Genomic DNA, 25,980 nt, shown 5'->3' on the forward strand with positions numbered 1-25,980 from the left:
GTTCGCCGTCGCATGGTCATGCCCAGCCCTGTGCAGTCGCGACGATGTCGAGATCGCCGAGGTGGACCCCGGCAGGTTGGTCAAGCGTGAACTCGATGACGTGGGCGACGTCGTCGGGAAGGAGCAGACCTTCGCCGAGCTGCGTGTACTCCTGCTCGAGCCCGCCGAGGAATTCGGCGAACGCTCCCCGGATGTACCCGGGCGCGATGTTCGACACGCGCACGTTCCGCTCTCGCAGTTCGATGCGCAGGTGGTCGGCGAAGGCCTTGAGCGCCGCCGAGCACGCGCCGTAGATCGTCGCATCGTCGAAGTAGGCCTGGTCGGCGATCGATCCGATCGTGATGACGTCGGCCCGCTCCCCCGCCTCGGCGGTGGCCTCCAAGGACGGGAGGACGGCGTGGACGATGTGGACGGCACCGGTGATGTTCGTCGTGAGCACTTCGTTCCACTTCGCGAACTCGGTGTCGGGGAAGGAGCCGACATAGGTGACGCCGGCGCACGCGATCACCGAGGCGCATCGCGGCCACCGCTGCCGGATCGTGGCGCCGAGCTCGGTCAGGCCCGCCAGATCGGCGACGTCCTGCTCGAAGTACGTCAGCTTCGGGTGGTCGGCGAACTCGTCCGGGAGCGGGTTCCGGTCGATGACGACGACCGAGTCCCCCCGGTCGAGCAGCCGCCTGGCCGTGGCCAGGCCGACGCCGCGGGCTCCTCCGGTGATGACGTGGGGGACCTCCGCCGAGGCGGTCGTCGACTCCGTCATGCCGACCTCCCCGCGCTCGCCTGGACGGGTGCGCCGCCCTGCACGGCACAGTCCGAGGTGAGGATGTGGTCGGGTCGGGTCTTCGGATCCGGGGCCTCGGCGCGGGTCGCGTCGAGGTCGGCGATGATCGCGTTCGGCTCCATGTCCCCCTTGTAGAGCAGACCGTTGACGAAGAGGACGGGACCGCGCGTGAGCCCCATGTTCTCGGCGTCGAGGTAGTCCTCGTCGACGCGGCCGAGGTGGTTGCCGCGGCGCAGGTCGTCTTCGACGCGGCTGAGGTTGGCGCCGATGTTGACGCTGGCGCGCAGGAGTTCGCGATTGTCCAAGCTGCGTTCCTCACTGATCTCGTTGAGTTCGTGGCGCATCGGCCAGAAGAGCTTGCGCTGCTGGGCGGCGACGGCCTCGAGGGCTTCGGCGGTCTGCTCGGGCGCGCCCTCGGCGGTGGGGCGGATGTGGCGGAAGACGAAGTTGATGTCGCCCTCGTAGTGGTCGATGACCTGGTCGAGGATCTCCTCCGTGTTCGCGTCGTCGAGGCCGCCGAAGGAGCCGTAGACCGTCAGGGAGTTCTTCGCCTCGGGCGGTCCGTAGATGTGGTCGCGCTCGGGGTCGATCGGCCGGTTGAGCTGGACCCGGGCGGGCGCGTGCCTGCGGTCGTAGCGGGCGGTCAGCTGCAGGCTGATGACGCCGATGAGCGCGGCGAGCGCGGACGCGGTGAGGATGCCGATGCGGGCGTCGGACTGGGCGACCGGGTCGGTGATCGCGAGGTCGACGATGAAGAGGGAGATCGTGAACCCGATGCCGGTGAGCATCGCACCCGAGGCGATGTGCCGGGGGCGCAGCGCCTCGGAGAGCTCGCCGATGTGCAGGCGACGCCCGAGCATCGTCGCACCGAAGATGCCGACGAACTTGCCGAGGACAAGACCGGCGATGACGCCCCAGGTCAGAGCCGACCCGAACGCGTGGGACAGCGACTCAGGGGTGATGAGGACGCCGGCGTTGACGAGCGCGAAGACCGGGACGATGACGAGGCTGACGACGCGGCGCAGGGAGAGCTGGAACCGGTCGTTGATCGACACGGAGCGGAGGATGCCCTCGGCGGCGGACATCCCGCGTTCGGCGTTGGGGCTGCGGCGGAAGCTCTGCGTGAGGTCCTCCGCCTCGTCGACGAGCTGGTGCTTCGGCGGGAAGACGGGCAGAATCAGGCCGAGGATGACACCGGCGATTGTCGCGTGGACCCCGGACTGGAGGACGGCGAACCAGAGGAAGACGCCGAGGATCGCGTAGACGAGGCCGCGCCACGCCTGCATCCTCTGGACGAACCAGGTCACCGCCGCCAGGGCTGCGGCGATGCCGAGCCAGAGCAGGTCGATGTCCTCGGTGTAGAAGAACGCGATGACGGCCAGCGCCCCGATGTCGTCGACGACCGCGAGGGCGAGGATGAACACCCGCAGCTGGGCGGGGATGCGGGAACCGAAGGCGGCGAGGATGCCGACGATGAACGCGGTGTCGGTGGAGATGACGACACCCCACGCCCCCACCTCGGGGGTGCCGCGGGTGATGGCGACGAAGATGAGGGCGGGGACGATGAGGCCGGCCACCGCGCCGACGATCGGCAGGGCCGCGCGCTTCCACGACCGCAGTTCGCCGAGGACGACGTCCTTCTTCACCTCGAGGGTGACGAGGAAGAAGAAGGCCATCATCACGGCATCGTTGATCCAGTGCTGAAGCGACATCTCGAGTTCGGATCCACCGGCGACGAAGCCGAACTCCGTCTTGATGACCGTGTTGTAGCTGTCCGGGGAGAGATTGGCCCACAGCAGCGCGATCACCGTGGCTGCGAGGAGGACGACGGCACCGGCGCTCTCCGTGCGGAAGAACGCGGCGAGTCCTCTGCTCAAGCGTGTGACCATGTCAGCTCCTCACCGGTCGGATGGTGGCGGCAGCGAGGTTCGACCGTGCGGGAAGGCCGATCATGAACTTCACGAGATGGGCGACGCTTCCCGGGTCGATCGAGGAGAACTCGTCGGCGCGTTCGAGGAACCGCTGGTAGTGCTCGGTGTCGCTCATGTCGGCGCCGAGTTCGGAGGTGACGTAGAACGGGGCGATGTGGTGCACGCGCACACCGCGTTCGCCGTACTCGGCGCGCAGGTGTTTGGCGAGCTGCTCGACGGAGGTCGCCATCGCAGAGAAGACCGCGTAGCTCTTCGCCCGCTGCGGTGCCGGGGCCGAGCCGACGAAGATGAGGTCGGCCCGGTGCCCGGTCTCGCCGATCCGGAGTAGCCCGTAGGCGAAGGTCTGCGCGGTGTAGAGGGCACCCTCGACGTTCGTCATGATCATCGCCTTCCACTCCGAGGGCACCGCCTGCTCGAAGTCGCCGGCGCGCATGACGCCGGCTGAAACCATGACGAGGTCCGGGTCGGCGCCGAAGCGGTCACGGATGGCGTCGCGGGCCTCGACGAGGTCGAAGGGCTGGGTGACATCGGCGCGGACCGGCAGGGTGAGGTCGGGCGCGTCGAGCTGTTCGGCGAGCCGCTCGAGTCGACGGAGGTTGCGGGCGAGCATCGCGGTCCGGATCCCCTGGCCGACGAGAGCTCTGCTCACAGCGGCGCCGATCGCACCGGTCGCTCCGGTGACCAGGGCGATGCGCTCTTCGGGAGGGGCCTGAGCGGTGTCGGTCATGCGGTCATCTCTCCTGGTCAGCGGTAATGCGATTCAGTTGTCAGCAGCGGCGGGGTTCGCTGCGGGGGCCGGATCCCGGTTGGCTGGGGCGGTCCGGGCGCTCGGGCCTCAGTTCCCGAAGGTGTCGCCGATCGCACGTCGACGCTGGAAGTAGTCGTTGATGATCGTGCGGTAGCGGTCGGAGTCGGACCGGGCCCAGTTGCGCATGAGCTCGGCTCCGAAGGCGAGCGAGGTGATCGGGTGCGCTCCGGCGGTGACCATCCTCGTCACCGCCGAGTTGTGGGCGTCGTCCGAGACTCCGCCGACGGCGTCGATGACGGGGTAGACCTCGTAGCCCTCTTTGAGGAGGTCAAGGGTGGGGAAGGTGAGGCAGACTTCGGTCCACAGGCCGGCGAGGACGATCTTCTTCCGACCGGTCGCCTCGATGGCGGCGCGGAAGTCCGCGTCCTCCCACGAGTTCACGCCTGTGCGGTCAATCTCCTCGAGGTCGGGGAGCTCGTCCTTGATCTCGGAGATCGTGCCGGTGTTGACGCCGAGGTCGACGCCGACGGTCGAGAGCACCGTGGGGATCTCGTAGGCGCGGGAGAGCTTGGCCAGGGTGACGACGCCGAGGAGGATCTCATCGCGGGTCGTCGACCCGACTGTCGAGAACTGCTCGGGCTGATAGTCGATGAGCGCGATGGCGCAGTTGCTGGGGGTGAGCAGGTGGTCACTGGCAGGATCGCGGACGGGTTCGGGCTGGTTCTTCGGCATGGCGTCCTCCTGAGGGGATGAGGTCGATCGCTGCGATCACCGGGGAGGCAAATCTATCGTCTTTCAACGACTTTGGCGTCAAGCATGCCTGATCTGCGGAGGGACGGCATCGGTCGGGGAGAAGCCGGCGCAGCAGCACCGCTTGGTGACACGATCCGCCTGCCAAACGCGCGATGTCGATCCACGCGGAGTCGCTGCGGCCGCCTCGGCGAATCTGGTCCCGCACCGTACCGCAAGCCGCACCCGATACCCGCACGCCCTCTCACTCTCGATCCACGGCTGGCTCGAATTCCGCGCCTCCCACGAATCGCCGCGCCCTCAATCAACGCGGGGCTCGAATTCCGCGTCGCCCACGAATCGCCGCGCGCTCGATCAACGCGAAGCTCGAATTCCGAGTCGCGGGCGACGCGGATTTCCGGCTGCGCGTGGATCGACACTCGGCTTTCCGGCTGCGCGTGTATCGACGGCCGCGCTGCCGCCCGAGCAGCATGCTGCGCTGGTCCGCGCGTTCGATCCACGGCTGGCAGGAATTCCACGCCTCCCACGAACCGCGGCGCGCTCGATCAACGCGAGGCTCGAATTCCGAGTCGCGGGCGACGCTGATTTCCAGCTGCGCGTGGATCGACGCCGAGGCTCAGCGACTCGAGCCGTCGCGCCCAGGCCAAGTCGCGCCCCAGGCGCAACCAGTACCCTCAGTCCAGCAGGTCGTGTCGCACGATCGACTGTTCGCGATCGGGGCCGACGCCGATGACCGACATCCGGCAGCCCGAGAGCTCCTCGAGTGCGAGCACGTACTTCTGCGCGTTCTCCGGCAGATCGTCGAAGGTCCGAGCCTTCGTGATGTCCTCGGTCCAGCCGTCGAAGTACTCGAAGATCGGCGTCGCGTGGTGGAAGTCGGTCTGCGTCATCGGCATCTCGTCGAAGCGCTCACCGTCGACTTCGTAGGCCACGCACACGGGGATCCGCTCGATGCCCGTGAGCACGTCGAGCTTCGTGAGCACATAGTCGGTGAAACCGTTCGTGCGGGCGGCGTAGCGGGCGATGACCGCGTCATACCAGCCGCAGCGGCGCGGACGCCCGGTGTTGACACCGAACTCGCCGCCGGCCTTCTGCAGGTACTCACCCATCTCGTCGAAGAGCTCGGTCGGGAAAGGTCCGGCGCCCACGCGGGTCGTGTAGGCCTTGACGATGCCGACGACGCGGTTGATCCGCGTCGGGCCGATCCCGGATCCCACGCACGAACCGCCGGCGGTCGGGTTCGAGGACGTGACGAACGGGTACGTGCCGTGGTCGACGTCGAGCATCGTCGCCTGACCGCCTTCCATGACGACGACGTCTCCCCGGTCGAGGGCGTCGTTGAGCATGAGCTCGGTCTCGGCGACGTAGGGGCGCAGCCGCTCGACATAGGGCAGGAAGTAGTCGACGACCTCCTCGACGCTCACCGCGCGACGGTTGTAGACCTTGACGAGGAGTTCGTTCTTCTGGTGGAGCGAGCCCTCGATCTTCTGGCGCAGGATCGACTCGTCGAAGATGTCCTGGACGCGGATGCCCAGGCGCCCGATCTTGTCCATGTACGCCGGACCGATGCCGCGCCCGGTCGTCCCGATCGCGCGCTTGCCGAGGAAGCGCTCGGTCACCTTGTCCAGAGTCTGGTGGTAGGGAGCGACGAGGTGAGCGTTCGCCGAGATCCGCAGCTTCGAGGTGTCGGCGCCGCGCGATTCGAGGGCGTCGATCTCCTCGAAGAGCGCCTCGAGGTTGACGACGACGCCGTTGCCGATGACGGGGGTGACGTTGGGCGAGAGGATCCCCGCGGGAAGGAGCTTGAGCTCGTACTTCTCACCGCCGACGACAACCGTGTGACCAGCGTTGTTCCCGCCGTTGGGCTTGACGACGTAGTCGACGCTGGTGCCGAGGATGTCGGTGGTCTTCCCTTTACCTTCGTCGCCCCACTGAGCGCCGACGACAACGATTGCTGGCATGAGTGTTTCACCTCAAGTGAAAGAAGGGGATCATTACCTCCACAGTCTACTTGCTGGTCATGACATCGCCCCCGTTCCGTCCACGGCCCCGCCCCGGTGCAGCCCCCGTTCCGACCGCGACCCCACCCCGATTCAGCCCCCGTTCCGTCCGCGACCCCGCCCCGATAAGGCCCTCGCACCGGTAGCATGGGGCAGACCGTCCGGTGTTCGAAGGAGCTGATGATCGATGACCACTCCCGACACCGCTGACACTGCCGTCGAACGCGTCGTCCTCCTCGACGAGGCGGCCCGCCCCATCGGGTCGATGCCCAAATCCGAGGTCCACACCGCCGACACCCCGCTGCACTCCGCGTTCTCCTGCTATCTCATCGACGACGAGGACCGCATCCTCCTCACCCGCCGCGCCCTGACGAAGGCGGCGTGGCCGGGCGTGTGGACGAACAGCTTCTGCGGTCATCCGGCGCCCGGGGAGGACATCGAGGACGCCCTCGTCCGGCGGGCTGACCAGGAGCTCGGCACGACCGTGACCGCCGTGACGGTCATCGCCCCCGACTTCCGCTACCGTGCCGTCGATGCCGGCGGCATCGTCGAGAACGAGGTGTGCCCGGTCTACGTCGCCCGGATCGCCTCGCCGCTGGACCCCTCCCCCGCCGAGGTGGCCGAATGGTCCTGGACTCCGATCGCTGAGGTCCGTGCGGCGCTGAGTGCGACCCCGTTCGTCTTCAGCCCGTGGATGGTCGATCAGTTCGCCGCCGGCGTCTTCGAGAGCCTGCGGCCGTGAGAGGACCCGACTCCGCGCGCGCCGACCCTGCCCCGGGTTACCACCGGATCCGCTCGTTTGCGGCGGCCCGAGAGGTCCTCCGGGCCCGCCGCTCCACGGTCCAGGCCGGCTTCACCGCGGAGCGGATCCCCCGCGGATGGTTCCGCCGCCACCCGATCCTCATCTCCGACGGCCCCTCGCATGATGAGCAGCGGCGTGCCCTCGCCCGCTTCTTCGCCCCGTCCGTCGTCGACGAACGGTACGCGGCAGACATCGAGTCACAGGCCCAGGCGATCGTCGATGAGGCCGTCGTCACCGGACGCTGCCGCCTCGACGACGCCGCTCTGCGCTACACCGTCGGCGTCACCGCCGGCATCGTCGGCCTCACCGCGTCCCCGGTCCCGGCACTCGCCTCGCGGCTCACGGCGTTCTTCCGGCAGCCCCCGGTCGATCTCGCCGCCCCGAACTGGGGGCGGACCAACCGCCAATGGCTGCAGGCCGCCGTCAACGGGCTCCTCCCTCTCACCGCCTTCCACGTCTGCGACGTGCTGCCCGCCATCCGCGACCACCGGCGCAGTCCTCGCGACGACATCATCTCCCACCTCCTCGACACCGGTGCCGGCATCGCGGACATCCTCGTCGAATGCGTCACCTACGGCACCGCGGGAATGGTCACCACACGTGAGTTCATTTCCTTCGCCGCGTGGCGGCTGCTCAGGGACGATGAGCTCCGCCATGACTACCTCGGCGCCGCCCGGGACGCCCGGCTGGCGATGCTCGAGGAGGTCATCCGCCTCGACCCCATCGTCGGCCACCTCTACCGGCGCGTCACCGACGATCTCACCGTCGACATCGACGGACAGGCGACGACGATCCCCGCCGGCGACCTCGTCGACATCGACGTCGCAGCCGCCAACGTCGATCCGTCCGCGTTCGGGACGGCCGCCGAGGCGGTCTGTCCGGCCCGAACCGAGCACAATGACCAGACCGGCCGGCGACGGACCGTCCTTCCCGCGGGACTGAGCTTCAGCGACGGGGCCCACCGCTGCCCGGGACAGCCCGTGGCGCTCGTCGTAGCCGACGCTCTCCTCCACCGCCTCCTGGCGTGCGAACCCACCCTCCTCACAACCCCGGTCGTCGGTCACGACTCCGTCATCGCCGGGGCCCGCCTGCGCGGTCTCGACCTCGGCTTCACCGTCCCGTCCCGTCCGCGGCGGCGCTGATGTTCGGCCAGTGGGAGTACCTCGCGCTCATGGCGGCCTGTGTGCTCATCACGCTGCCCCTCGAGTTCGCGTTCACCGCGCGGGTCTATCGCCGGTGGAGGCTCCTGCTCGCCGCCCTCATCCCCGTCGTCATCGTCTTCGCGGTCTGGGACCTCATCGCGATCGCCCGCGAGCACTGGTCCTACAACCCGGAGTTCGTCACGGGAATCGAATTCGGTGCCCTGCCGCTCGAAGAGCTCGTGTTCTTCGTCGTCATCCCCATCTGCGCCCTGCTCAGCTACGAGGCCGTCGGCACGGTGCTTGCCCGCGCCCCGCACTGGTGGGCGCGGCTGACGAGGAGGAAGGAGCGATGATCCCCGAATACACCGTCATGACGGTCGCCGGCATGGTCCTCGTCATCGCCCTCGAACTGTCCGTCTTCCGCAGCGGCATCTTCCGACGCGCCCAGTACTGGGCCGCGCTGGCGATCTGCCTCTTCTTCCAATGCCTCGTCGACGGCTGGCTGACGAAGCTGCGCGACCCCATCGTCGTCTACAACCCGGATATGTTCTCTGGAATCCGCGTCCCCTTCGACATCCCCATCGAGGACTTCGGTTTCGGCTTCGCAATGATCACCGCGGTCCTCATGCTCTGGCAGTGGAACCTCAACCGGCGCAGCGCCGAGGCGGACTCCCCCACCGAGGCAGACTCCCCCACCGAGGCAGACTCCCCCACCGAGGCGGACGGATGACCGCCCGGACCCGCACCGGTTCCGGTGCCGGCACCGAGGGCCGTCTCCGCCCCGCCGACCGGCATGCCGTCCGGCTCCCGGCCGCCCCCGGCAGGTCGCGGCCGCTGCGGCCGAAGAGCGTGACCGTCATCGGGGGCGGGATCGCGGGACTCAACGCCGCCGCCGTCCTCGCCGAACGCGGAGTCGACGTCGTGCTCGTCGAATCGGGCCCCCGCCTCGGCGGGCGGGTGAGTGCATGGCCGCTGCCCGGCGGGCGGACGATGAGTCGCGGGTTCCACGCGTTCTTCCGGCAGTACTACAACCTCCGCGACCTGCTCCGCCGTGCCGATCCCGACCTCTCCCGTCTGCGTCCGCTCGCGGACTATCCCCTCACCCGCCGAGGCGGGGCCACCGATTCGTTCGCCGCGATCCCGACGACACCGCCGTTCAACCTCGCCGGGTTCGTCCTCTCGAGCCCGACGTTCCCCCTGTCGGGACTGACCGAGATCGACACCGCGGCGGCGTTCGAACTCATCGACGTCGACTTCCCCGACTCCTTCGCCCGGTACGACGGCGAATCGGCGGCGGCCTTCCTCGACCGCCTGCGCTTCCCGGCGGAGGCCCGGCATCTCGCACTCGAGGTGTTCGCCCGGTCGTTCTTCGCTGACCCCGATGACTTCTCCGCCGGCGAACTCGTCGCGATGTTCCACACGTACTTCGCCGGCTCCTCAGAGGGCCTCCTCTTCGACGTCCCCACCGACGACTACGACACCGCGCTGTGGGCACCGCTCGGGGACCATCTCGCCGACCTCGGCGTGCGCATCGAGACCGACCGCACCGCGACCGCGCTCAGATGTGGCCCGAGAAGGTGGACGGTGACGACGGACAGCGGGGAGGTCGACTCCGACGCCGTCGTCCTCGCCGCCGATCCGGCCGCGGCCCGCAGACTCGTCGCCACGCTGCGCGCTCACGAGCCCGCGGAGGCCGAGTGGGCGAGCCGGGTCGCCGCCACCCGCAACGCGCCCCCGTTCGCGGTGCTCAGACTGTGGTTCGACGGACCCGTCGACCCCGACCGTCCCGCCTTCCTCGGGACGAGCGGCTTCGACCTCCTCGACAACGTCTCCGTCGTCGACCGCTTTGAGGCCGGCGCCGCGGACTGGGTGCGCGAGCACGGAGGGTCCGTCGTCGAACTCCACGCCTACGCGTTGCAGGAAACCGGGGTCACGGAGGTCGCGGTGACGGAGGCCGCGGTGTCGGGGGCCGCGGTGCCCCAGGGTGGGGCGTCCCAGGGCGCGGTGTCTCCAGGGACGGTGTTCGAGAAGGCGATCGCCGACCGGCTGCTCGCCGACCTCCACACGGTCTGGCCGGAGACGTCGCGACTGACCGCCCGCGAATCGCAGCTGCTCATCCGCGATGACTGCGGACTCACCGACCCGCGCCCGTGGCACGAGCGGCCCGGAGTCGAGACACCGCTGCCCGGACTCGTCCTCGCCGGGGACTGGGTGCGCTGCGATGCGCCCGTCGCCCTCATGGAGCGTGCGGCGACGACCGGCGCCCTGGCCGCGAACGCTCTGCTCGCGAGGTGGCGGGTCGCAGGAATCGACCTGTGGTCGCCGCCGCCGCGCGGCCTGCTCCGACGCGGCCTGCTCGGGCGGATCCGGCGGACGACGACGCGCGGCTGAGACGAGTGGACACCACAGGACGACGGGACGCCACGGCGCGGCGGAGGCGACACGGCACTCAGGCGGCACGGCGCAGAGACGGCCCGGTGGGACACCATGGCACGGCGGATGCGGCACGGCGCAGAGACGGTCCGGCGGGACGCCCTGGCGCGGCGCTCAGGCGCCACGGCGGGAAACTACGGCACGGCGGGAAACTACGGCACGGCGGGAGATGGCACGCCGCAGAGGCGGCACGGTGCTCAGGCGGCATGTGCGGCGGCACTGGCGGCCCAGACAGGGCCGCGCGGGCAGGCACCCCTAGACGCCGTCCCCGGCCGGAAGTGGACCGGGACTCGAGTCGCCGCGGATGTGCTTGAGGACCAGCTCGGCGCTGATGAGGCACATCGGCACGCCCACCCCCGGCGCCGTGGTCGCACCGGCGAAGTAGAGGCCGTCGACGGTGCGGGAGACGTTCTGCGTCCGGAACATCGCGGACTGGCGCAGAGTGTGCGCGGGCCCGAGCATGCCGCCGAGCCACGAGTTGTAGTCGCGCGCGAAGTCGGTCGGACCGATCGTGTGGCGGACGACGATGCGCTCGGCGAGGTCGGGGATGTCCGCCCACTCCGCGATCTGCGCGATCGCCCGATCGGCGGCGCGCTCGATGAGGGGATCGCCGCTGCCTTCGGGACCACCGCCCCCGAGCCCGGCATCGGCGGGGACGGGGACAAGGACGAAGAGGTTCTCGCATCCCGGCGGTGCCACGGTCGGGTCCGTGGCGCTGGGACGGCAGACGTAGAGCGAAGCCGGGTGGGGCACCCGCGGGCGCGGGCCGAAGATCGCGTCGAAGTTCTCCGTCCAGTCCGGGGTGAAGAAGAGAGAGTGGTGGGGCAGCTGCGGAAGGTCGCCGGTGACGCCGAGGAAGACGAGCACCGCCCCTGGGCCGCTGACCATCCGCGACCACCGGTCCTCCGAACGACCGCGGAGAGCGGGAGGGAGCAGCCGGGTCTGCGTGTGGTGGAGATCGGCGGCGGAGACGACGATATCAGCCCCCGTACGCCGGGCACCTGATCGGGCATCGGTCCAGGTCACCCCGGTCACCCGCGGTCGCCTGCGACCGGTGGTCTCGGTCTCGATCGCCTCGACCTCCGCCGAAGTGTGGATGCGGACCCCGGCGCGTTCGGCGAGACGGGTGAAAGCGTCGACGACCGTGCGGAAACCGCCCATCGGGTAGTCCACCCCCTCGTCGAGGTCGAGGGCGCTCATGAGGTGATAGATCGCCGGTGCCCGGCGCGGGTCGGTGCCGAGGAAGACGGCAGGGTATTGGAGGATCTGCCGCAGACGCGGATCGGACACGGTTCGCTCGGCCCGTCTGCTCAGGCTCTCCGTGAGCAGGCGGGCCAGGGACGGAATCGAGGGCAGGAGCGAACGGTCGAGGACGGAGAGCGGAGAGGTGAACGGGTTGTAGAGGAAGAGCCGCTCGGCCATCGCCTTCGCATGGGCGGCCGAGCGCAGATGGGCCTGCAGGCGCCTGCCCGCGCCGGACTCGCGGTCCTCGAAGACCGCGACGACTCTGTCCCGTCCCAGCGGGACACTCACCGGTGCCGCCTCGGCGGTGACGCTCGGCGCGGTCGACGCGTCCGGGTCGGTGAACACGGTGTAGGCGGGATCGAGGGACACGAGGTCGAGCTCAACCGCCGCGCTCGTGCCCATGAGCGCGAAGAAGTGGTCGTAGACCTCGGGCATGAGATACCAGGACGGGCCCGTATCGAAGCGGAACCCGTCCCGGACGATCCGACCGATGCGCCCGCCCACCTCGGCGTTCTTCTCGAAGACGTCGACACTGTGACCGTCTCGGGCGAGCAGGGCGGCGGTGGCGAGTCCTGCGGCACCCGCCCCGATGACGCTCACCTGCGCCATCACGAACTCCGGCCGCGCAGGGTGCCCAGGGTCGAGCGGGCGAGGAGACGCGCCTTGACGTGGCCGGGGATGCGTATCCGCTCCCGGTAGAGCCGCTCGACGGGGGCGGCGGCGATGGTGTCGATGAGCGCGGCGAAGAGCGCGGTGGCGGCGCCGACGGCGAGCCTCGCGTCGTAGGGCAGGAGCGGGATCGCAGCCTCGGCATCGGCGAGCTGATCACGGATGGTGAGGATCCAAGCGTCCCGCGCACTCGTGCTCAGGCGCGCTTCCTCGGTGAGGTAGCTGCGACCGAGGCGGTCACGGTCGTCGGCGAGGTCGCGGAGGAAGTTGATGTTCTGGAAGGCCGCGCCGAGGCGGCGGGCCCCGCACTCGAGGATGGGCAGCTGAGTGTCGTCGCGGGGGTTGTCGTGGAGGAAGATGCGCAGGCACATGAGGCCGACGACCTCGGCGGATCCGTAGACATAGTCCGCATGCTCCCCGGCGCTCAGGCACCGCACCCCGGGTGCCGCCGGGTGTCCCGCAGGCGATTCGGCGTCGAGATCGGAGCGCATGGCGGCGAAGAACGGTTCGATGAGGTCGCTGCCGATCCCCGTCTGCCGCGCCGTCCGGGCGAACGCGTGGATGATGAGATTGGTGCTCACCCCGCGCGAGAGCGCCCGATAGGTCTCGGCGACGAAGTCCTCGAACATCTCCCCCACCTCGTCGGGCCCCACCCCGGCACTGCTCGGCAACCCGTCGACGATCTCATCGGCGACGCGGACAAGGGCGTAGACGTTGCGGACGTGGGACCGGTGGGAGGGGCCCAGCAGCGCCGTCGCCGCGCCGAACGACGTCGAATACCCGTCGATGACGGACTTCGCGGCCCGCTCGGCGGTGCGCGAATAGGTCTCGAGGGAGGAGCGTTCACTCATCGCCGACGCCTCTCGTTGCGCCGAGCAGCCCGTTCGATGTTGCAGGCCATGGCCGGGAAGATGAACCGGTGGAAGGGTGAGACGAACGCCCAGTAGAGGCGGCCGCGGATGCCGCGGGGGAAGAAGATCGCCCGCTGCCGGTATTCGCAGTCGGGGCCGACCTGGTCGACGGTGAACTCGAGCCATGCGTCTCCGGAGACCTTCATCTCCGCGCGCAGGAGGAGCTTGTGGTCGGGGACGATCTCCTCGACCCGCCACCAGTCGACAGGATCGCCGACCCGCAGGGCATCGGGCAGTCGGCGTCCGCGGTTAAGACCGGCCCCGCCGACGATCTTGTCCCAGAGGCCGCGGATCTTCCACGCCAGCGGCCACGAGTACCAGCCGTTGCGCCCGCCGATGCTGACGATGACCGGCCAGATGTCGGAGACGGCGAGGTCGCGCAGCAGCCGCCGGCGGTCGTCGACGAACGCCTTCTTGCCTGCCCACTGCGGGTCGTTGGGCAACGGCTTCGCCGCCTGTTCGAGCTCCCCCGAATCGGCGTCCCAGTTCGTCGCCACCGCCCCTTCCTTCTCCCGGCGCAGGGCGAGCCGGACCGCCTGGTCGTAGCTGAGCAGTCCCGAACTCGGCGGCGGGATGACGGCGTCGATGTCGTCGTTGCGGGTGACCGCGTCCTCCTGCAGCGACTGGACGAGCGGGAGGGTGAGCGCGAACGGCAGCGGGGTGACCAGCCCGACCCAGATGCCTGAGAGCGTCGGGGCCGGCAGCGGGAGGGCGATGACGTGACGTGGGGGCAGATCGCGGATGCGCGCGAAGTCCTTCATCACCTCGGCGTAGGTGAGGACGTCTCCGGAGCCGATGTCGAAGGCGCGGTTGACCGGCTTCGGGAGGTCGCAGGCGGCGACGAGGTAGTAGAGGACGTCGCGGACGGACAGCGGTTCGACCCGGTTGGCCACCCAGTCGGGCGCGGGCATCCAGCGCAGGGCGTCGGCGAGGTGCCTGATCATCTCGAACGACGCCGACCCGGAGCCGATGATGATCCCAGCCTGGAAGACGATCGCCGGGGTGCTCGAGGCGAGGAAGATCTCCCCGACCTTCGCTCGGGAGCGCATGTGCATCGACAGCTTCGCCGACTCGGGGTGGAGGCCGCCGAGGTAGATGATCTGCCGGCCCCCGGCCGCAGCGGTGGCCTCGACGAGTCTCGTCGCCGCCTGCGCTTCGTGTCGTTCGAAGTCGCGGCCGGAGTTCATCGAGTGGACGAGGTAGCAGACGTCGTCGATGCCCTCCATCGCCGCCTTCAGGCCGGTGCCGTCGTCGAGGTCGACGGTGTGGACGGTGACCTCATCGGCCCAGGGCACCGCGCTGAGTTTGTCCGGCGAGCGCACGCCCACGCTCACGGCGTGCCCGGCCTGGAGGAGGCGGGGCACGAGGCGGCCGCCGATGTAGCCGGTGGCCCCGAGCACGAGCACAGAGCGGGGATGGCGGGCTGACGGGATGGTCTCGGTGAGATCGGTCGCGGCCATCGGGTCCTCGCTGATGGGTAGGCGAGGCGCGTCGCTGCGTCTCGGTGCGGGCCCCTGCGTCCGGATCGGCAGCGGGGACACTGTGGGATCAGACTACCCTATCTCCAAGCCGAGGCGACCGATCCATTGGATGAGGAGCTGAGTCTCCGTCTCGCCAAGGATCTCCGGGTTCGCGGCGGCGCGTTCGATGACCGCGTGCCCGAGGCGGGCATCGGCCTCGTCGCCCGCCCCGGCTGGCCCGGTCCCGGTGATCGCTGCGATTACGCCTTCGCGCACGTGCGCTGAGAGGTCGGGATCGGCTTCGCCGAGGATGATCTGGCGCAGCGTCACCCCGATGTTCGTCGCGATGATGTGGGCGGCCGCCTCCTCGTAGCCGACGACGAGTCGCCCCTCCTCCTCGGCGCGCTTCGTCACTGCCCGAAGCATCTCGCCGGGCCTCGACTGCTTGTCGGGCGAATGGCCGGGCCGGACCTTGCCGTACATGAGCGTATAGAAGCCGGGATTCTCGAGCCCGAACGCGACGTGGGCGTCCCAGCCCTGGCGCAGCGCCTGGATGGGGTCGTGGCTCGGCTCTGCTGCGGACTTCTCAGCGAGGTACATGTCGAATCCGCGTTCGATGACGGCGTCGATGAGTCCCTGCTTGCTGCCGAAGAAGTGATAGAGCGTCGGCATCTTCACCCCGACCGCGTCGCACACGGCGCGCAGCGAGAAGTCCTCTCCCGGCGCGGCGGCGATGAGGTCGGCCGCGGCGTTGAGGAGGCGGGTGCGTGTATCGACCGCCTGTGTATCGAGCGAAGATCCCTCTGTCATATCGCAATACTATCGTGTACTGTCGATATAACGAGATGTACCGACGCTACATCTCGTCTCTGCGGGAAGCCTCCGCGAGGCACCCGCCGCAGAGTCCCTATCGTCACGACCGATCAGGAGCAGACATGACCACCCACACCCTCGAAGGCAAGAACGTCCTCATCGCCGGCGGCGGCAAGAACCTCGGCGGCCTCGTCGCCCGGCAGGTCGCCGAGGCGGGGGCCAACGTCGCGATCCACTACAACTCCGAATCCTCCCGTCCGGATGCCGAGGAAACCCTGGCGGCGGTCGAAGCCGCAGGTGTCAAGGGCGTTCTCCTCACCGGGGATCTCACCCAGCCGGCGAACGTCGAGAAGCTCTTCGCCGATGCCGCCTCGGCGCTGGGCCCGATCGACATCGCGTTCAACACCGTCGGCAAGGTGCTCCGCAAGCCCATCGTCGAGACAACGGAGGAGGAGTTCGACGAGATGTTCGCCGTCAACGCCAAGGCCGCGTACTTCTTCATCAAGGAGGCGGGCAAGAACCTCGCCGACAACGGGAAGATCGTCACGATGGCCACCTCGCTGCTCGCGGCATTCACCGACGGGTACTCGACGTATGCCGGCGGCAAGGCCCCGGTCGAGCACTTCACGAGGGCCGCTGCGAAGGAGTATGCAGAGCGCGGCATCTCCGTCGTCACCCTGGCCCCCGGTCCGATGGACACTCCGTTCCTCTACGGCCAGGAGACGCCTGAGCGCGTCGAGTTCCTCAAGTCGCAGGCAATGGGCGACCAGCTGACGAAGATCGAGGACATCGCCCCGATCGTCCGCTTCCTCACCACCGACGGCTGGTGGATCACCGGCCAGACGATCTTCCCCAACGGCGGCTTCAGCACCCGCTGAGCCCGCGTCCACCCGTTCACCGCTGCGACCCCAGCCCCTAGGCTGAGACCAGCCGACCCAGGAGGAATCATGACCGACCAGTCCATCCCCCAGCCCGTCGCCGACTTCATCGCCACCGTCAACGCCCATGACGACGCAGGCTTCCTCGACTCATTCACCGATGACGCGTTCGTCGATGACTGGGGTCGCACCTTCACCGGCCGTGACGAGATCAAAGGTTGGAGTGACAAGGAGTTCATCGGCTCACAGGGCGTCCTCACCCCTGAGGAAGTCAGCGCTGACGACGACTCCGTCACCGTGGTCGGCGATTGGAAGTCGAACTACGCCAATGGGCGGTCCTCGTTCAGGTTCACCACCAAGGGAGACAAGCTCACCTCGATGACGATCCGCGAGGGCTGACCACATCGGCGGCCGACACCCCGCCCCACGATGATCGCTGCGAGCCCCACCGCTTCGACGCATGTGCCACAATGACAGAGACGCGCATCCGTCACGGCGGTGGGGCTCGCCGTACCCAACCTCGGAGCAGTCCGCTCCGACAACAGTCCCTACCTCGACCGGCGCCAGCATGCCCGAAAGGTAGGAGAGACCATGAGCACCGCCCCCACCCACCTGCGAGCGTCCTCCCTCATCCTCGTCGCTGCGGGCGGCACGCTCGGGACGGCAGCCAGGGAGGCGATCAGTCTCACCGTTCCCTCCCTCGCGGGGATCCCGGTGGCGATCTTCGGCATCAACATCCTCGGCGCGTTCCTCCTCGGACTCCTCCTCTCCGCCCTCGCCCGGCGCGGGCCGGATGAGGGCGCTCGACGCCGGGTGCGCCTCCTCGTCGGCACCGGGTTCATGGGCGGGTTCACGACGTACAGTGCGCTGGCCACGGATGCGGCGCTCTTCCTCGGCGGGGTGCCGGGAACGGAGTCGGCGGGTGGGGTCCCCGCGGTCACCGCCTCCACCGGGATCGGCGTCGGCTATGGGCTCGCGACCGTCATCATCGGCGGGCTCGCGACATGGGCGGGGATCGCCATCGGCGCGCTCACGCGAGCCCAGTGCCCGCACGCTGCGACTCGCACGACCGCGACCCGTACGGCGGGGAGCCGCGCGGAGGCGACAGGCTCCCCCGCCGAGGCGGTCCTTCCGGTGGAATCGGATCCGCACGATTCCGGCGCCGCCGGGACGGGCCGACGGGACGGTGACCGCCGATGACGCCGCTGCTCTTCGCAGGCATCGCCGTGGCCGGCGGGATCGGCGCGGCGGCGCGGATGGTCCTCGACGGACTCATCAGATCGCGGCTGGCAGGGGCCACCCCGTGGGGGACGATCGCGATCAACGTTTCGGGCTCTCTTGTGCTCGGATTCCTCACCGGGCTGGCGGCAGGGAACCTCCTGCCCACGGAGTGGTTCCTCATCATCGGCACGGGCTTCCTCGGCGGGTACACGACGTTCTCGACGGCGAGCTACGAGACCATCCGCCTCCTCGAACAGCGCGCGTGGTGGGCGAGCGCGATGAGCGGGCTCGGCACCCTCGTGCTCGCCACGACTGCGGCCGGCCTCGGGCTCCTGCTCGGCGGGCTGGTCTGATCCGCCTCGGCGGGCTGATCATCTCAACCACCGCCCACCGGCGGATCCTCAGCCTTCTTTCCGGCAATGCACGTTCTGCTCAAATCTCCGCAGATGCCCCCACCCTCACCGCATCACGGCAGTCATCTTGCCTGGTGAGAACGGCAGGTTCACCGGCCTTTACTGTCACGGCCTGACATGCCTAGAGTGGGAACAGAGGTTGCCGTGTGACCTGCAGTCATACGCGTGTCACTCCTCTTCAGCATCGAAGCGAATGGAGAACGAATATGCCTACGCCCGAAGAACAGGTCGACCAGTGGTTCGATCCGAAGAAGCCCTCGACGACCGAGGTGGGAACGAAGCGGGAGTCAGACGCACACTCGCTGAGCGTGGGTCCTGACGGCCCTCTGCTCCTTCACGATGTCGCCCTCGTCGAGAAGATCGCCCGCTTCGACCGTGAGCGCGTGCCCGAGCGCAGCCCGCACGCGAAGGGCTCCGGCGCGTTCGGCGAGTTCGTCGTCACCGGCGACGTCTCGAAGTACACGAAGGCGAAGTTCCTCCAGCCCGGGACGACGACCCCGATGCTCGCGCGCTTCTCCACCGTCGCTGGTGAGCTCGGTTCGCCGGACTCGTGGCGCGACGTCCGCGGCTTCGCCCTGAAGTTCTACACCGAAGACGGCAACTTCGACATGGTCGGCAACAACACCCCGGTGTTCTTCGTCCGCGACCCGATGAAGTTCCCCGACTTCATCCACTCGCAGAAGCGCCTGCCCGATTCGGGTCTGCGCAGCCCGAACATGCAGTGGGACTTCTGGTCGCTCTCGCCCGAGTCGGCCCACCAGGTCGCCTACCTCATGGGACCGCGCGGCCTGCCGAAGACGTGGCGGAACATGAACGGCTACTCCTCGCACACCTACATGTGGGTCAACGAGGACGGCGAGAAGTTCTGGGTCAAGTACCACTTCCTCACCGACCAGGGTGTGGAGAACATGTCGAACGAGGAGGCCGCGAAGCTCGCCGGTGAGGATGCCGACGTCCACCGTCGCGACCTCTTCGACGCGATCAAGGACGGCAACTTCCCGTCGTGGACGCTGCACGTGCAGATCATGCCGTACGAGGACGCGAAGACCTACCGGTTCAACCCCTTCGACCTGACGAAGATCTGGTCGAAGAACGACTACCCGCGCATCGAGGTCGGACGGTTCACGCTCAACCAGAACCCGATCAACCACTATGCGCAGATCGAGCAGGCCGCGTTCAGCCCGTCGAACACCGTGCCCGGCACGGGAGTCTCCCCGGACAAGATGCTGCTGAGCCGAGTGTTCTCCTACCCGGATGCGCAACGCAACCGCGTCGGCACGAACTTCAACCAGCTGCCGGTCAACGCTCCCGTCGTCAAGACGAACAACTACGACAAGGAAGGGCACATGCAGTACCACCACACCGGTGCTGCACCTGTGTACGCTCCGAACTCGTACGGTCGCGCCTACCAGGACACGCAGGGCGTCGTCGACAACGGGTGGGAGGCCGACGGCGAGCTCGTCCGCATGGCCTACACCCTGCACCGGGATGACGACGACTTCGGCCAGGCGCACACCCTCGTCCGCGAGGTCTACTCCGAGGAGGAGCGCCAGGAGCTCGTCAACACGGTCGTCGACATGCTCAAGTCCGATCTCGAGGAACCGGTCCTCTCGAACGTGTTCGCCTACTGGAAGAACATCGACGCAGAGGTCGGCCAGGCTATCGAGGACGGCTACCGCCAGGGCTGATTCGCCCACGGGCACCCGGCCCACCGTCGGGTGAGCCGCGGCCCGGTCCGAGCGCCCGAGCGCCGATCCGCCTCCCCCACGGGAAGCGGTTCGGCGTTCGGGCGCTTCGTCGTCTGGCAATTTAGTTAACTTGGTGAAATACTGACTCCATGAAGGACTCCCCTCGATCACCCGGCGCCCTCCGCATCCTCATCCCCATCGTGCTCATCCTCGCCTGGCTCGCCGTCTTCGGCTTCGGCGGCGCGAGTTTCTCAGACATCAGCGAGGTCTCCTCCGACGAACGGTCGAGCTTCCTCCCCGACAGCGCGGAGTCGACCCGCGTGCAGAACGAGATCACGGAGTTCACCGGATCCGATGCCGTTCCCGCGATCATCGTCGCCGAACGCCGCGACGGCCTCACCGAGGCGGACCGCACAGGTCTCGAGGAGCTCGCCGACAGCGCCGCAACCACGGTCCCCGGGGCGTCGGCGTCCCCGGTCATCCCCTCCGAGGACGGGCAGGCAGCGGAGATCGTCGTCGCCGTTCCCTCCGACGCCGAGGTCGGCGACGCCGTCACCGCGCTGGAAGCCGAGGCGCAGACGGTCCTGCCGGACGACCTCGGCGTGTGGGTGAGCGGACCCGCCGGTTTCACCGCCGACCTGCAGGAGGCGTTCAGCGGCATCGACGGCATCCTCCTCCTCGTCGCCCTCGCCGTCGTCTTCGTCATCCTCGTCATCGTCTACCGCTCCCCCCTGCTGCCGATCCTCGTCCTCCTCGCGTCGATGACCGCGCTCTGCGCCGCCGTCCTCCTCAACGTCGCCCTCGCCCGAGCCGACGTCGTCACGCTCAACGGCCAGGTGCAGGGGATCCTCTTCATCCTCGTCATCGGCGCGGCCACGGACTACTCCCTCCTCTTCATCGCCCGGTACCGGGAGGAGCTGCGCGACACCCAGTCGCCGCGCACGGCCGCGTGGCGGGCAGTACGGGGTGTGCTCGAGCCGATCGCCGCCTCCGGCGGCACTGTCATCGCGGGTCTCCTCTGCCTGCTTCTGTCCGATCTCGGGTCGAACTCCGCTCTCGGCCCGGTCGCCGCAATCGGCATCGTCTGCGCGATGCTCACGTCGCTGACGTTCCTCCCGGCCCTCCTCGCCGTCACCGGCCGTGTCGCGTTCTGGCCCCGGGCCCCGCGGTTCGGCACCGCCCATCCTGTCCTCACCGGCCCCGAGGCGACTGGGCCCTGGTCCCGCATCGGCCGTGTCGTCGCCGCAGGTCCCAAGCGGATGGCCGCCGGGGTCACGGTCGTCCTCGTCCTCGGGTGCGGCGGTCTCCTCGTCCTCGACGCCGAGGGGGTCCCGCAGAGCGAGTTCGTCCTCGGCGAGTCCGAGGCCCGTGACGGGCAGGTCGTCATCGACCGTCACTTCCCCGGCGGATCGGGCACCCCCGCCTACGTCCTCGCTGATGATTCGGAACGGGGCAAGGTCGCCGAGGCGATCGCCCGGACCTCCGGAATCGACGGGGTCGCGCTCATCGCCCAGGATTCGCCGTCCGGAACCGTTCCCGTCGACGCCTCCAGCGAGGTCGAGAGCGCAGGCCCGGCCGGAGGCGGTCCCGGCGGTGCGCAGGCCCCGGCCGCCGAGCCGACCGTCATCGACGGTGAGGTGATGTTCTCCGTCACCCTCTCAGATCCTGCGGACTCCCTCGAGGCCGAACAGACCGTCCGCGACCTCCGGGCTGAGCTGGGCCCCTACGATGCGGCAGTGGGTGGGAGCACGGCCGTCGACCTCGATACGAACGAGACCTCCTCAGCCGACCGGTCGGTGATCATCCCGATCGTGCTCGTCGTCATCACGATCATGCTCGCCCTGCTTCTGCGCTCCCTCGTCGCGCCGCTCGTCCTGCTTGCGACGACGGTGCTCAGCTTCGGCACGGCGCTGGGGCTCAGCGCGCTCATCTTCCAGCTCATCGGACAGCCCCAGTCGGATCCGTCCGTGCCGCTCTATGCGTTCGTCTTCCTCGTCGCCCTCGGCATCGACTACAACATCTTCCTCATGACCCGGGTCCGCGAGGAGACCTTCGGCCACGGCACGAAGGAGGGGACGTTGCGGGGTCTGTCGGCGACCGGAGGGGTGATCACGAGCGCGGGCATCGTGCTCGCCGCGACCTTCGCCGCCCTCGTTGTCATTCCGATCCAGTTCCTCCTCCAGCTCGCGATCATCGTCGCCCTCGGCGTCCTCCTCGACGCCCTCGTCGTCCGCACCCTGCTGGTGCCGGCGCTGGCGATCTGGATCGGCGACCGACTGTGGTGGCCCTCGCGGCTTGCACGTCCGCGCCGCCCCGATGCGCGTTCAGCGACGACGGCCGCGGACGAGTCGTCGGCGACGAGGCTCCTGGCTCAGCGCTGAACGCCGTGGCTGAGTGTTGAACGCTCACCACAGCGGCGGGGGTGCGGTGATTGCCGGGCAAGTCACGCAGTTCCGGCGCGTGCGCGCGGCGCCCACTGGCCTCGCCCGCCGAGGCCGTCCGCCGAGGCCGTCTCAGGTGCCCGGTTGGTCGGAGGCGGAGTCTGACTCAGCGTCGGCCTCTGCCCAGCTCTGCCCGCTCAGGGCGATCTCCTCGCGGGTGTCGCGGAGGAAGCGGATGACGACCTCACGTTCGTCCCGAGTGAGTCGGGCTGCGGCGTGGAAGCGCCTCGCCTGCTGCCGACCGACGGTCTCCATCGCCGAGGCGTAGGTTCCCTGCGTGATCGACACGGTCTGCGCGCGGCGGTCGTGCGGGTGCGGGGCGCGGGTGATGTGGCCGCCGCGTTCGAGCCGGTCGAGGAGCTTCGTCGTCGCCGCCGGTGAGATGGTCAGGTGGGCGGCGATCCCGCCGGGTGTGCCGAGGATGTCGCGATGACGGCAGACGATGAGGTAATGAAGCGCCTTCATGTCCGTGGCGCCGAGGCGCATATAGCGGCGGGAGGCCTCGGAGATCTCCTGCTCGGTGTCGCGGAGCTCGCCGAAGGCGGTCATGAGCTCCGTGATCTGCTCGACGTCGGCGGGGTCCATGCCGGAGCGGTCGACGAGGCTCTGCTGCGGGTCGCTGGCGTCGACGTCATAGACGGCCGATCTCTCGACGGCTTCGCTCGCCACGCCCTGCTCCCACTCTGCCTCGTCATTCCGGGGCCCATCGCACCCCGTGAGTCTCCCACCCATGCTACAGCGCGGGCCCGAGGCTCGACCTCCGCCGCCAGGAGCGCCCAAGTCTGCCCTCGCCCAACCGTCGGTTGCCTCCGCGAGGAGGATCCGGTTCGAAACCGGGCTGGTTTTCGCACCCGGTCCTCCTCGGTGGCGAGTCCTCACACTCGCCGCGTCGACCCACCGCAGCCTCTGGCTCCCCCACTCCTCGCTCCGTCGGCAGGTCAGAGTTCAGCGACGATGCCCCAACGGGCGAGTCGGGCCGCAAGCCAGTCGAAGCCGCCATCGTCACTGAGGTCGTCGAACGACTGCAGCATGTCCCCTGGCCGGGCTCGCTCGAACGATGGGGCCGACTGCCCCGAGTCGAAGAAGACGAAGGCCAGCCCTGAGGGATCTCGCCGAGACACATAGCGGATTCCGTCGAAGCCCGCTCGCCAAGCGGTGCGCGCCCAGTGAATCGTCTCCGCATATCGGTTCGACCCGGGAGATGTCAGTTCGTCCCGCGGCATGTTCAGCGTGTGCATGTCAGCGCCTGCCAGAGAGGCGACCCTGAGGTCCCGGCTCGCCCGGACCTGTGCCAACACCCGACCGCGGAACAGTACGCGTGGGAGGGCATCGGTGTCGTCAGGGGCGCGGTCGCGAAGCAGCGTCTCCCAGAGCGCGACGTTCTCTGAGGGCGACGCGTAAAGCGTCGGGACCGGCCTCGCGGGCTCTGCATCGTCGAGGAAGAACGAGAACCGCGAAACCGGGAAGACATCGTCCCTCTGCGTCGCCCGGACTGCCAAGGACGTTCCCGGATTGAAGTCGTTCGGCGCACGGTTCGTAGGCCCCGGCGAGTACACACGCAGGAGAACGGCCCCTGCAGGAACCAGGTCCTCGGCGGGCCTAAAGGGGTCTGGCGGCGTCGCCACCGGCCGCGCCATCAGACGTCCGCGAGGGCGGCCGCTGCCATAGAGAGGAACTCGGGGTCTCCCGCGCTCCGCACCGGCAGGTCGCCTGCGAACCTCGGAGAGGGCGCGGCCGCCCAGATCGCGAAGTCTCGACCGTCTAACCCGAGCTCGTCGAGCATGGCAGCCATCGGAGCGGCCCAATCACGGACGGTTCGGGTTTCGGGATCGATCTGGAAGGCGGGGTAGAGCGTCCTGCCTGCATGCTCGACGCGGATGAGGCTGCCGGATTTGGAACGCTGAGCTGCCCAGTTGCGTCCGCGGCCGACATACTCAGCCATCTCACCCGCACTGAGCAGACGCGTCTCGTCACTGCCCTCGAGCGCGGCCAGCCGTCGCTGGGATGCCGCCAGGCCGGCCGCAATGGCTGGGCTCGGCTGCGCGTCCGCGATGCTGCTCTGCAGTTCGCCCTCGAGCACCTCGAATCGCAGGAGACGCAGATTGTCTTCGAGTTCGTCCAAACGGGTGATCGCAGCGTGGGGAGACAGTCCTCCGAGCGAAGCGCGCAGAGATTCGACAGCGTCGTGGACCGGCTGTCCGCCATCGGCGTCCGCACTCGACCCGGAAACTGCGCCCATCACCCACTCCAATCGTGCGTACCGTGCATTCCATTCTATTGCCTTAACTGCACGAAGGGAACCGATCGAGCCACTGGGCGTCGCCGAAGTGGCGGGAAGACAACCCGGCAGGGCGTCAAAGCGCGTCCCCGAGGAGGATCCGGTTCGAATCCCAGCCCGATTTCGAACTGGATCCTCCTCGGGGAGACGCCTCAGACCCGCCGCGCGTCGATGAGATGGCGGGTCGAGTGGGCGACGAACGGACCGTCGGAGGCGATGCGTTCATGGAGTTCGCGCAGGCGGTCCCGGTATCCCTCGACGGTGAAGCCGGGCACCCACCAGACGACCTTGCGCAGGAGGTAGACGACAGCGGCGACGTCGTGGATCTCGATGCGCAGGTCCGCGGTCCGGAGGTCGACAACCTTGAGGCCCGCCGCCTCGGCGGCAGCGGCCTCGTCGTCGGGGTGCCGCGCCCGCCTGGCCTGAGGCTGGGGGCCGAGGAAGAACTCGATGAGTTCGAAGACACTCGCCTGACCGACGTGCTGGGCGAAGTACGTCCCACCCGGTCGGAGCACGCGAGCGATCTCCTCCCACCAGATCGTCGCCGGATGTCGACTCGTCACGAGGTCGAAGGCGGCATCGGCGAAGGGCAGCGGGGGTTCGTCGGGATCGGCGACGACGACCACGCCACGAGGATGGAGGAGGCTGGTGGCCCGTGCGATGTTCGGCGGCCACGATTCGGTGGCCACGGCCGTCGGTGGGAACCGGGTCGCCTCGGCGAGGACCTCTCCCCCACCGGTCTGGATGTCGAGCGACGCCGAGGCGGCAGCCAATCTCTCGGCCAGTTGCCGGGCGTAGCCCCACGGGGGCCGCTCCTCGGTGGCGCGGCCCTCGAGCCACGCGAAGTCCCACCCGGAGACGTCGGCGTCGGCGCCGAGGGCGATGAGATCGTCGAAGGAAGTGCTCACCCCGCGACGATGGCGTCGATCGCGGCCGGGTCGGAGGAGCGGAGGAACTCCTCGATGCGCGCGGCCTCTTCGCTCTCCCCGATCCCCGCCGAGGCGCGGCCGAGGGCATAGAGCGCACGGAGGAACCCGCGGTTGACCTCGTGCGACCACGGGATCGGACCGGCGCCGCGCCAGCCGGCGGCGCGCAGGGCGTCGAGTCCGCGGTGGTAGCCGACACGGGCATAGGCGTAGGAGTCGACGAGTCGACCTTCGGCGTGGGCCTCATCGGCGAGCACCGCCCACGCGAGTGACGAGGCGGGGAGGTCGGCGACGATGTCGAGGGCCTCCTCACCGGCGTCGAGGCGGCGCTTCGCCTCGACGTCGGGGTGGTCGTCGGGCAGGAACGTCGGCTGCGGGCCGAGCTGCCCGGCGTCGAGGTTGCCGATGTGGGAGGGATTGCCGATGGGCTGCGTCATGGTCGTCTCCTGT

General features: G+C 68.9%; 24 protein-coding genes and 1 pseudogene. 11 read left to right on the forward strand and 14 right to left on the reverse strand.

Going from position 1 to position 25,980, the window contains the following annotated elements; all coding sequences use genetic code 11:
• Positions 1-16: 16 nt before the first annotated feature.
• The 5 genes from EZE58_RS06380 to EZE58_RS06400 all read right to left on the reverse strand — a co-directional run bounded on the left by EZE58_RS06380 (position 17) and on the right by EZE58_RS06400 (position 6,171).
• Complete coding sequence (locus EZE58_RS06380) at positions 17-760, reverse strand: SDR family NAD(P)-dependent oxidoreductase (RefSeq protein WP_009380292.1); 744 nt, start codon at positions 758-760, stop codon at positions 17-19.
• Complete coding sequence (gene nhaA / locus EZE58_RS06385; protein WP_009380293.1) at positions 757-2,670, reverse strand: Na+/H+ antiporter NhaA; 1,914 nt, start codon at positions 2,668-2,670, stop codon at positions 757-759. Before nhaA ends, EZE58_RS06380 begins: the two co-directional genes overlap by 4 nt.
• 1 nt (position 2,671) lies before the next feature.
• Positions 2,672-3,439: an SDR family NAD(P)-dependent oxidoreductase gene (locus tag EZE58_RS06390; RefSeq protein ID WP_167560120.1), complete on the reverse strand. Its 768-nt coding sequence runs from the start codon at positions 3,437-3,439 to the stop codon at positions 2,672-2,674.
• A gap of 108 nt (positions 3,440-3,547) precedes the next feature.
• Positions 3,548-4,192, reverse strand: coding sequence for a hydrolase (locus tag EZE58_RS06395; protein WP_009380295.1), 645 nt, complete (start codon positions 4,190-4,192; stop codon positions 3,548-3,550).
• Between the two features lie 692 nt (positions 4,193-4,884).
• Complete coding sequence (locus tag EZE58_RS06400; protein WP_167560122.1) at positions 4,885-6,171, reverse strand: adenylosuccinate synthase; 1,287 nt, start codon at positions 6,169-6,171, stop codon at positions 4,885-4,887.
• A gap of 226 nt (positions 6,172-6,397) precedes the next feature.
• Between EZE58_RS06400 and idi the strand changes: the two genes are divergently transcribed.
• From idi to EZE58_RS06425, 5 genes are read left to right on the forward strand one after another with little or no spacing between them, the layout of a single operon-like run.
• Positions 6,398-6,952 (forward strand): isopentenyl-diphosphate Delta-isomerase, encoded by a 555-nt coding sequence (gene idi / locus EZE58_RS06405; RefSeq protein WP_144589149.1) that lies wholly within the window; start codon positions 6,398-6,400, stop codon positions 6,950-6,952.
• The gene (locus EZE58_RS17670; RefSeq protein ID WP_167560124.1) at positions 6,949-8,154 is read left to right on the forward strand and encodes a cytochrome P450; all 1,206 of its coding nucleotides are present in this window, start codon (positions 6,949-6,951) and stop codon (positions 8,152-8,154) included. The genes idi and EZE58_RS17670 overlap by 4 nt, the downstream gene beginning before the upstream one ends.
• Positions 8,154-8,507 (forward strand): lycopene cyclase domain-containing protein, encoded by a 354-nt coding sequence (locus EZE58_RS06415; protein ID WP_167560125.1) that lies wholly within the window; start codon positions 8,154-8,156, stop codon positions 8,505-8,507. The genes EZE58_RS17670 and EZE58_RS06415 overlap by 1 nt, the downstream gene beginning before the upstream one ends.
• Complete coding sequence (locus EZE58_RS06420; protein ID WP_063248936.1) at positions 8,504-8,884, forward strand: lycopene cyclase domain-containing protein; 381 nt, start codon at positions 8,504-8,506, stop codon at positions 8,882-8,884. The genes EZE58_RS06415 and EZE58_RS06420 overlap by 4 nt, the downstream gene beginning before the upstream one ends.
• The gene (locus EZE58_RS06425; RefSeq protein WP_131248495.1) at positions 8,881-10,545 is read left to right on the forward strand and encodes an FAD-dependent oxidoreductase; all 1,665 of its coding nucleotides are present in this window, start codon (positions 8,881-8,883) and stop codon (positions 10,543-10,545) included. The genes EZE58_RS06420 and EZE58_RS06425 overlap by 4 nt, the downstream gene beginning before the upstream one ends.
• Positions 10,546-10,842: 297 nt before the next feature.
• Here EZE58_RS06425 and crtI read toward each other — a convergent pair whose 3' ends face one another.
• From crtI to EZE58_RS06445, 4 genes are all read right to left on the reverse strand, one after another.
• A complete protein-coding gene (gene crtI, locus EZE58_RS06430) occupies positions 10,843-12,441 on the reverse strand; it encodes a phytoene desaturase family protein (RefSeq protein WP_095375053.1) in 1,599 nt (532 codons plus the stop codon).
• Positions 12,441-13,352 (reverse strand): squalene/phytoene synthase family protein, encoded by a 912-nt coding sequence (locus tag EZE58_RS06435; RefSeq protein ID WP_119296796.1) that lies wholly within the window; start codon positions 13,350-13,352, stop codon positions 12,441-12,443. The genes crtI and EZE58_RS06435 overlap by 1 nt, the downstream gene beginning before the upstream one ends.
• Positions 13,349-14,872, reverse strand: a complete 1,524-nt coding sequence (locus EZE58_RS06440; RefSeq protein WP_063248932.1) for an SDR family oxidoreductase — start codon at positions 14,870-14,872, stop codon at positions 13,349-13,351. Before EZE58_RS06440 ends, EZE58_RS06435 begins: the two co-directional genes overlap by 4 nt.
• A gap of 93 nt (positions 14,873-14,965) precedes the next feature.
• Positions 14,966-15,682 carry a TetR/AcrR family transcriptional regulator gene (locus EZE58_RS06445; RefSeq protein WP_119296797.1) on the reverse strand — a complete coding sequence of 239 codons (717 nt, stop codon included), beginning with the start codon at positions 15,680-15,682 and terminating at the stop codon, positions 14,966-14,968.
• A gap of 125 nt (positions 15,683-15,807) precedes the next feature.
• Here EZE58_RS06445 and EZE58_RS06450 point away from each other — a divergent pair, with 125 nt between their 5' ends.
• The 6 genes and pseudogenes from EZE58_RS06450 to EZE58_RS06475 all read left to right on the forward strand — a co-directional run bounded on the left by EZE58_RS06450 (position 15,808) and on the right by EZE58_RS06475 (position 22,266).
• Positions 15,808-16,563, forward strand: a complete 756-nt coding sequence (locus tag EZE58_RS06450; RefSeq protein WP_063248930.1) for an SDR family oxidoreductase — start codon at positions 15,808-15,810, stop codon at positions 16,561-16,563.
• Between the two features lie 69 nt (positions 16,564-16,632).
• A complete protein-coding gene (locus EZE58_RS06455) occupies positions 16,633-16,962 on the forward strand; it encodes a nuclear transport factor 2 family protein (protein ID WP_063248929.1) in 330 nt (109 codons plus the stop codon).
• A gap of 192 nt (positions 16,963-17,154) precedes the next feature.
• Positions 17,155-17,592: pseudogene (locus EZE58_RS06460) on the forward strand (CrcB family protein); the annotation flags it as partial.
• Between the two features lie 167 nt (positions 17,593-17,759).
• A complete protein-coding gene (gene crcB, locus EZE58_RS06465) occupies positions 17,760-18,137 on the forward strand; it encodes a fluoride efflux transporter CrcB (RefSeq protein WP_009380322.1) in 378 nt (125 codons plus the stop codon).
• 266 nt (positions 18,138-18,403) lie between these two features.
• Positions 18,404-19,885: a catalase gene (locus EZE58_RS06470; RefSeq protein WP_009380325.1), complete on the forward strand. Its 1,482-nt coding sequence runs from the start codon at positions 18,404-18,406 to the stop codon at positions 19,883-19,885.
• A gap of 149 nt (positions 19,886-20,034) precedes the next feature.
• The gene (locus tag EZE58_RS06475) at positions 20,035-22,266 is read left to right on the forward strand and encodes an efflux RND transporter permease subunit (RefSeq protein ID WP_167560126.1); all 2,232 of its coding nucleotides are present in this window, start codon (positions 20,035-20,037) and stop codon (positions 22,264-22,266) included.
• Between the two features lie 132 nt (positions 22,267-22,398).
• Here the strand turns inward: EZE58_RS06475 and EZE58_RS06480 are convergent, their stop codons facing one another.
• The 5 genes from EZE58_RS06480 to EZE58_RS06500 form a co-directional block, all read right to left on the reverse strand.
• Positions 22,399-22,995, reverse strand: a complete 597-nt coding sequence (locus tag EZE58_RS06480) for a MarR family transcriptional regulator (RefSeq protein WP_082834921.1) — start codon at positions 22,993-22,995, stop codon at positions 22,399-22,401.
• A gap of 269 nt (positions 22,996-23,264) precedes the next feature.
• The gene (locus EZE58_RS06485; RefSeq protein ID WP_162909091.1) at positions 23,265-23,951 is read right to left on the reverse strand and encodes an RES family NAD+ phosphorylase; all 687 of its coding nucleotides are present in this window, start codon (positions 23,949-23,951) and stop codon (positions 23,265-23,267) included.
• 11 nt (positions 23,952-23,962) lie between these two features.
• Entirely contained in the window at positions 23,963-24,565 is a 603-nt protein-coding gene (locus EZE58_RS06490) for a hypothetical protein (protein ID WP_167560128.1), read from the reverse strand.
• A gap of 191 nt (positions 24,566-24,756) precedes the next feature.
• Positions 24,757-25,512, reverse strand: a complete 756-nt coding sequence (locus EZE58_RS06495) for a class I SAM-dependent methyltransferase (RefSeq protein ID WP_063250006.1) — start codon at positions 25,510-25,512, stop codon at positions 24,757-24,759.
• On the reverse strand, positions 25,509-25,967 hold the full coding sequence (locus EZE58_RS06500) for a DUF3151 domain-containing protein (protein WP_095375061.1): 459 nt from the start codon (positions 25,965-25,967) through the stop codon (positions 25,509-25,511). Before EZE58_RS06500 ends, EZE58_RS06495 begins: the two co-directional genes overlap by 4 nt.
• Positions 25,968-25,980: the final 13 nt, after the last annotated feature.

Source organism: Brevibacterium sp. LS14 (genome assembly GCF_012027885.1).
GTDB classification, from domain to species: Bacteria; Actinomycetota; Actinomycetes; order Actinomycetales; family Brevibacteriaceae; genus Brevibacterium; species Brevibacterium casei.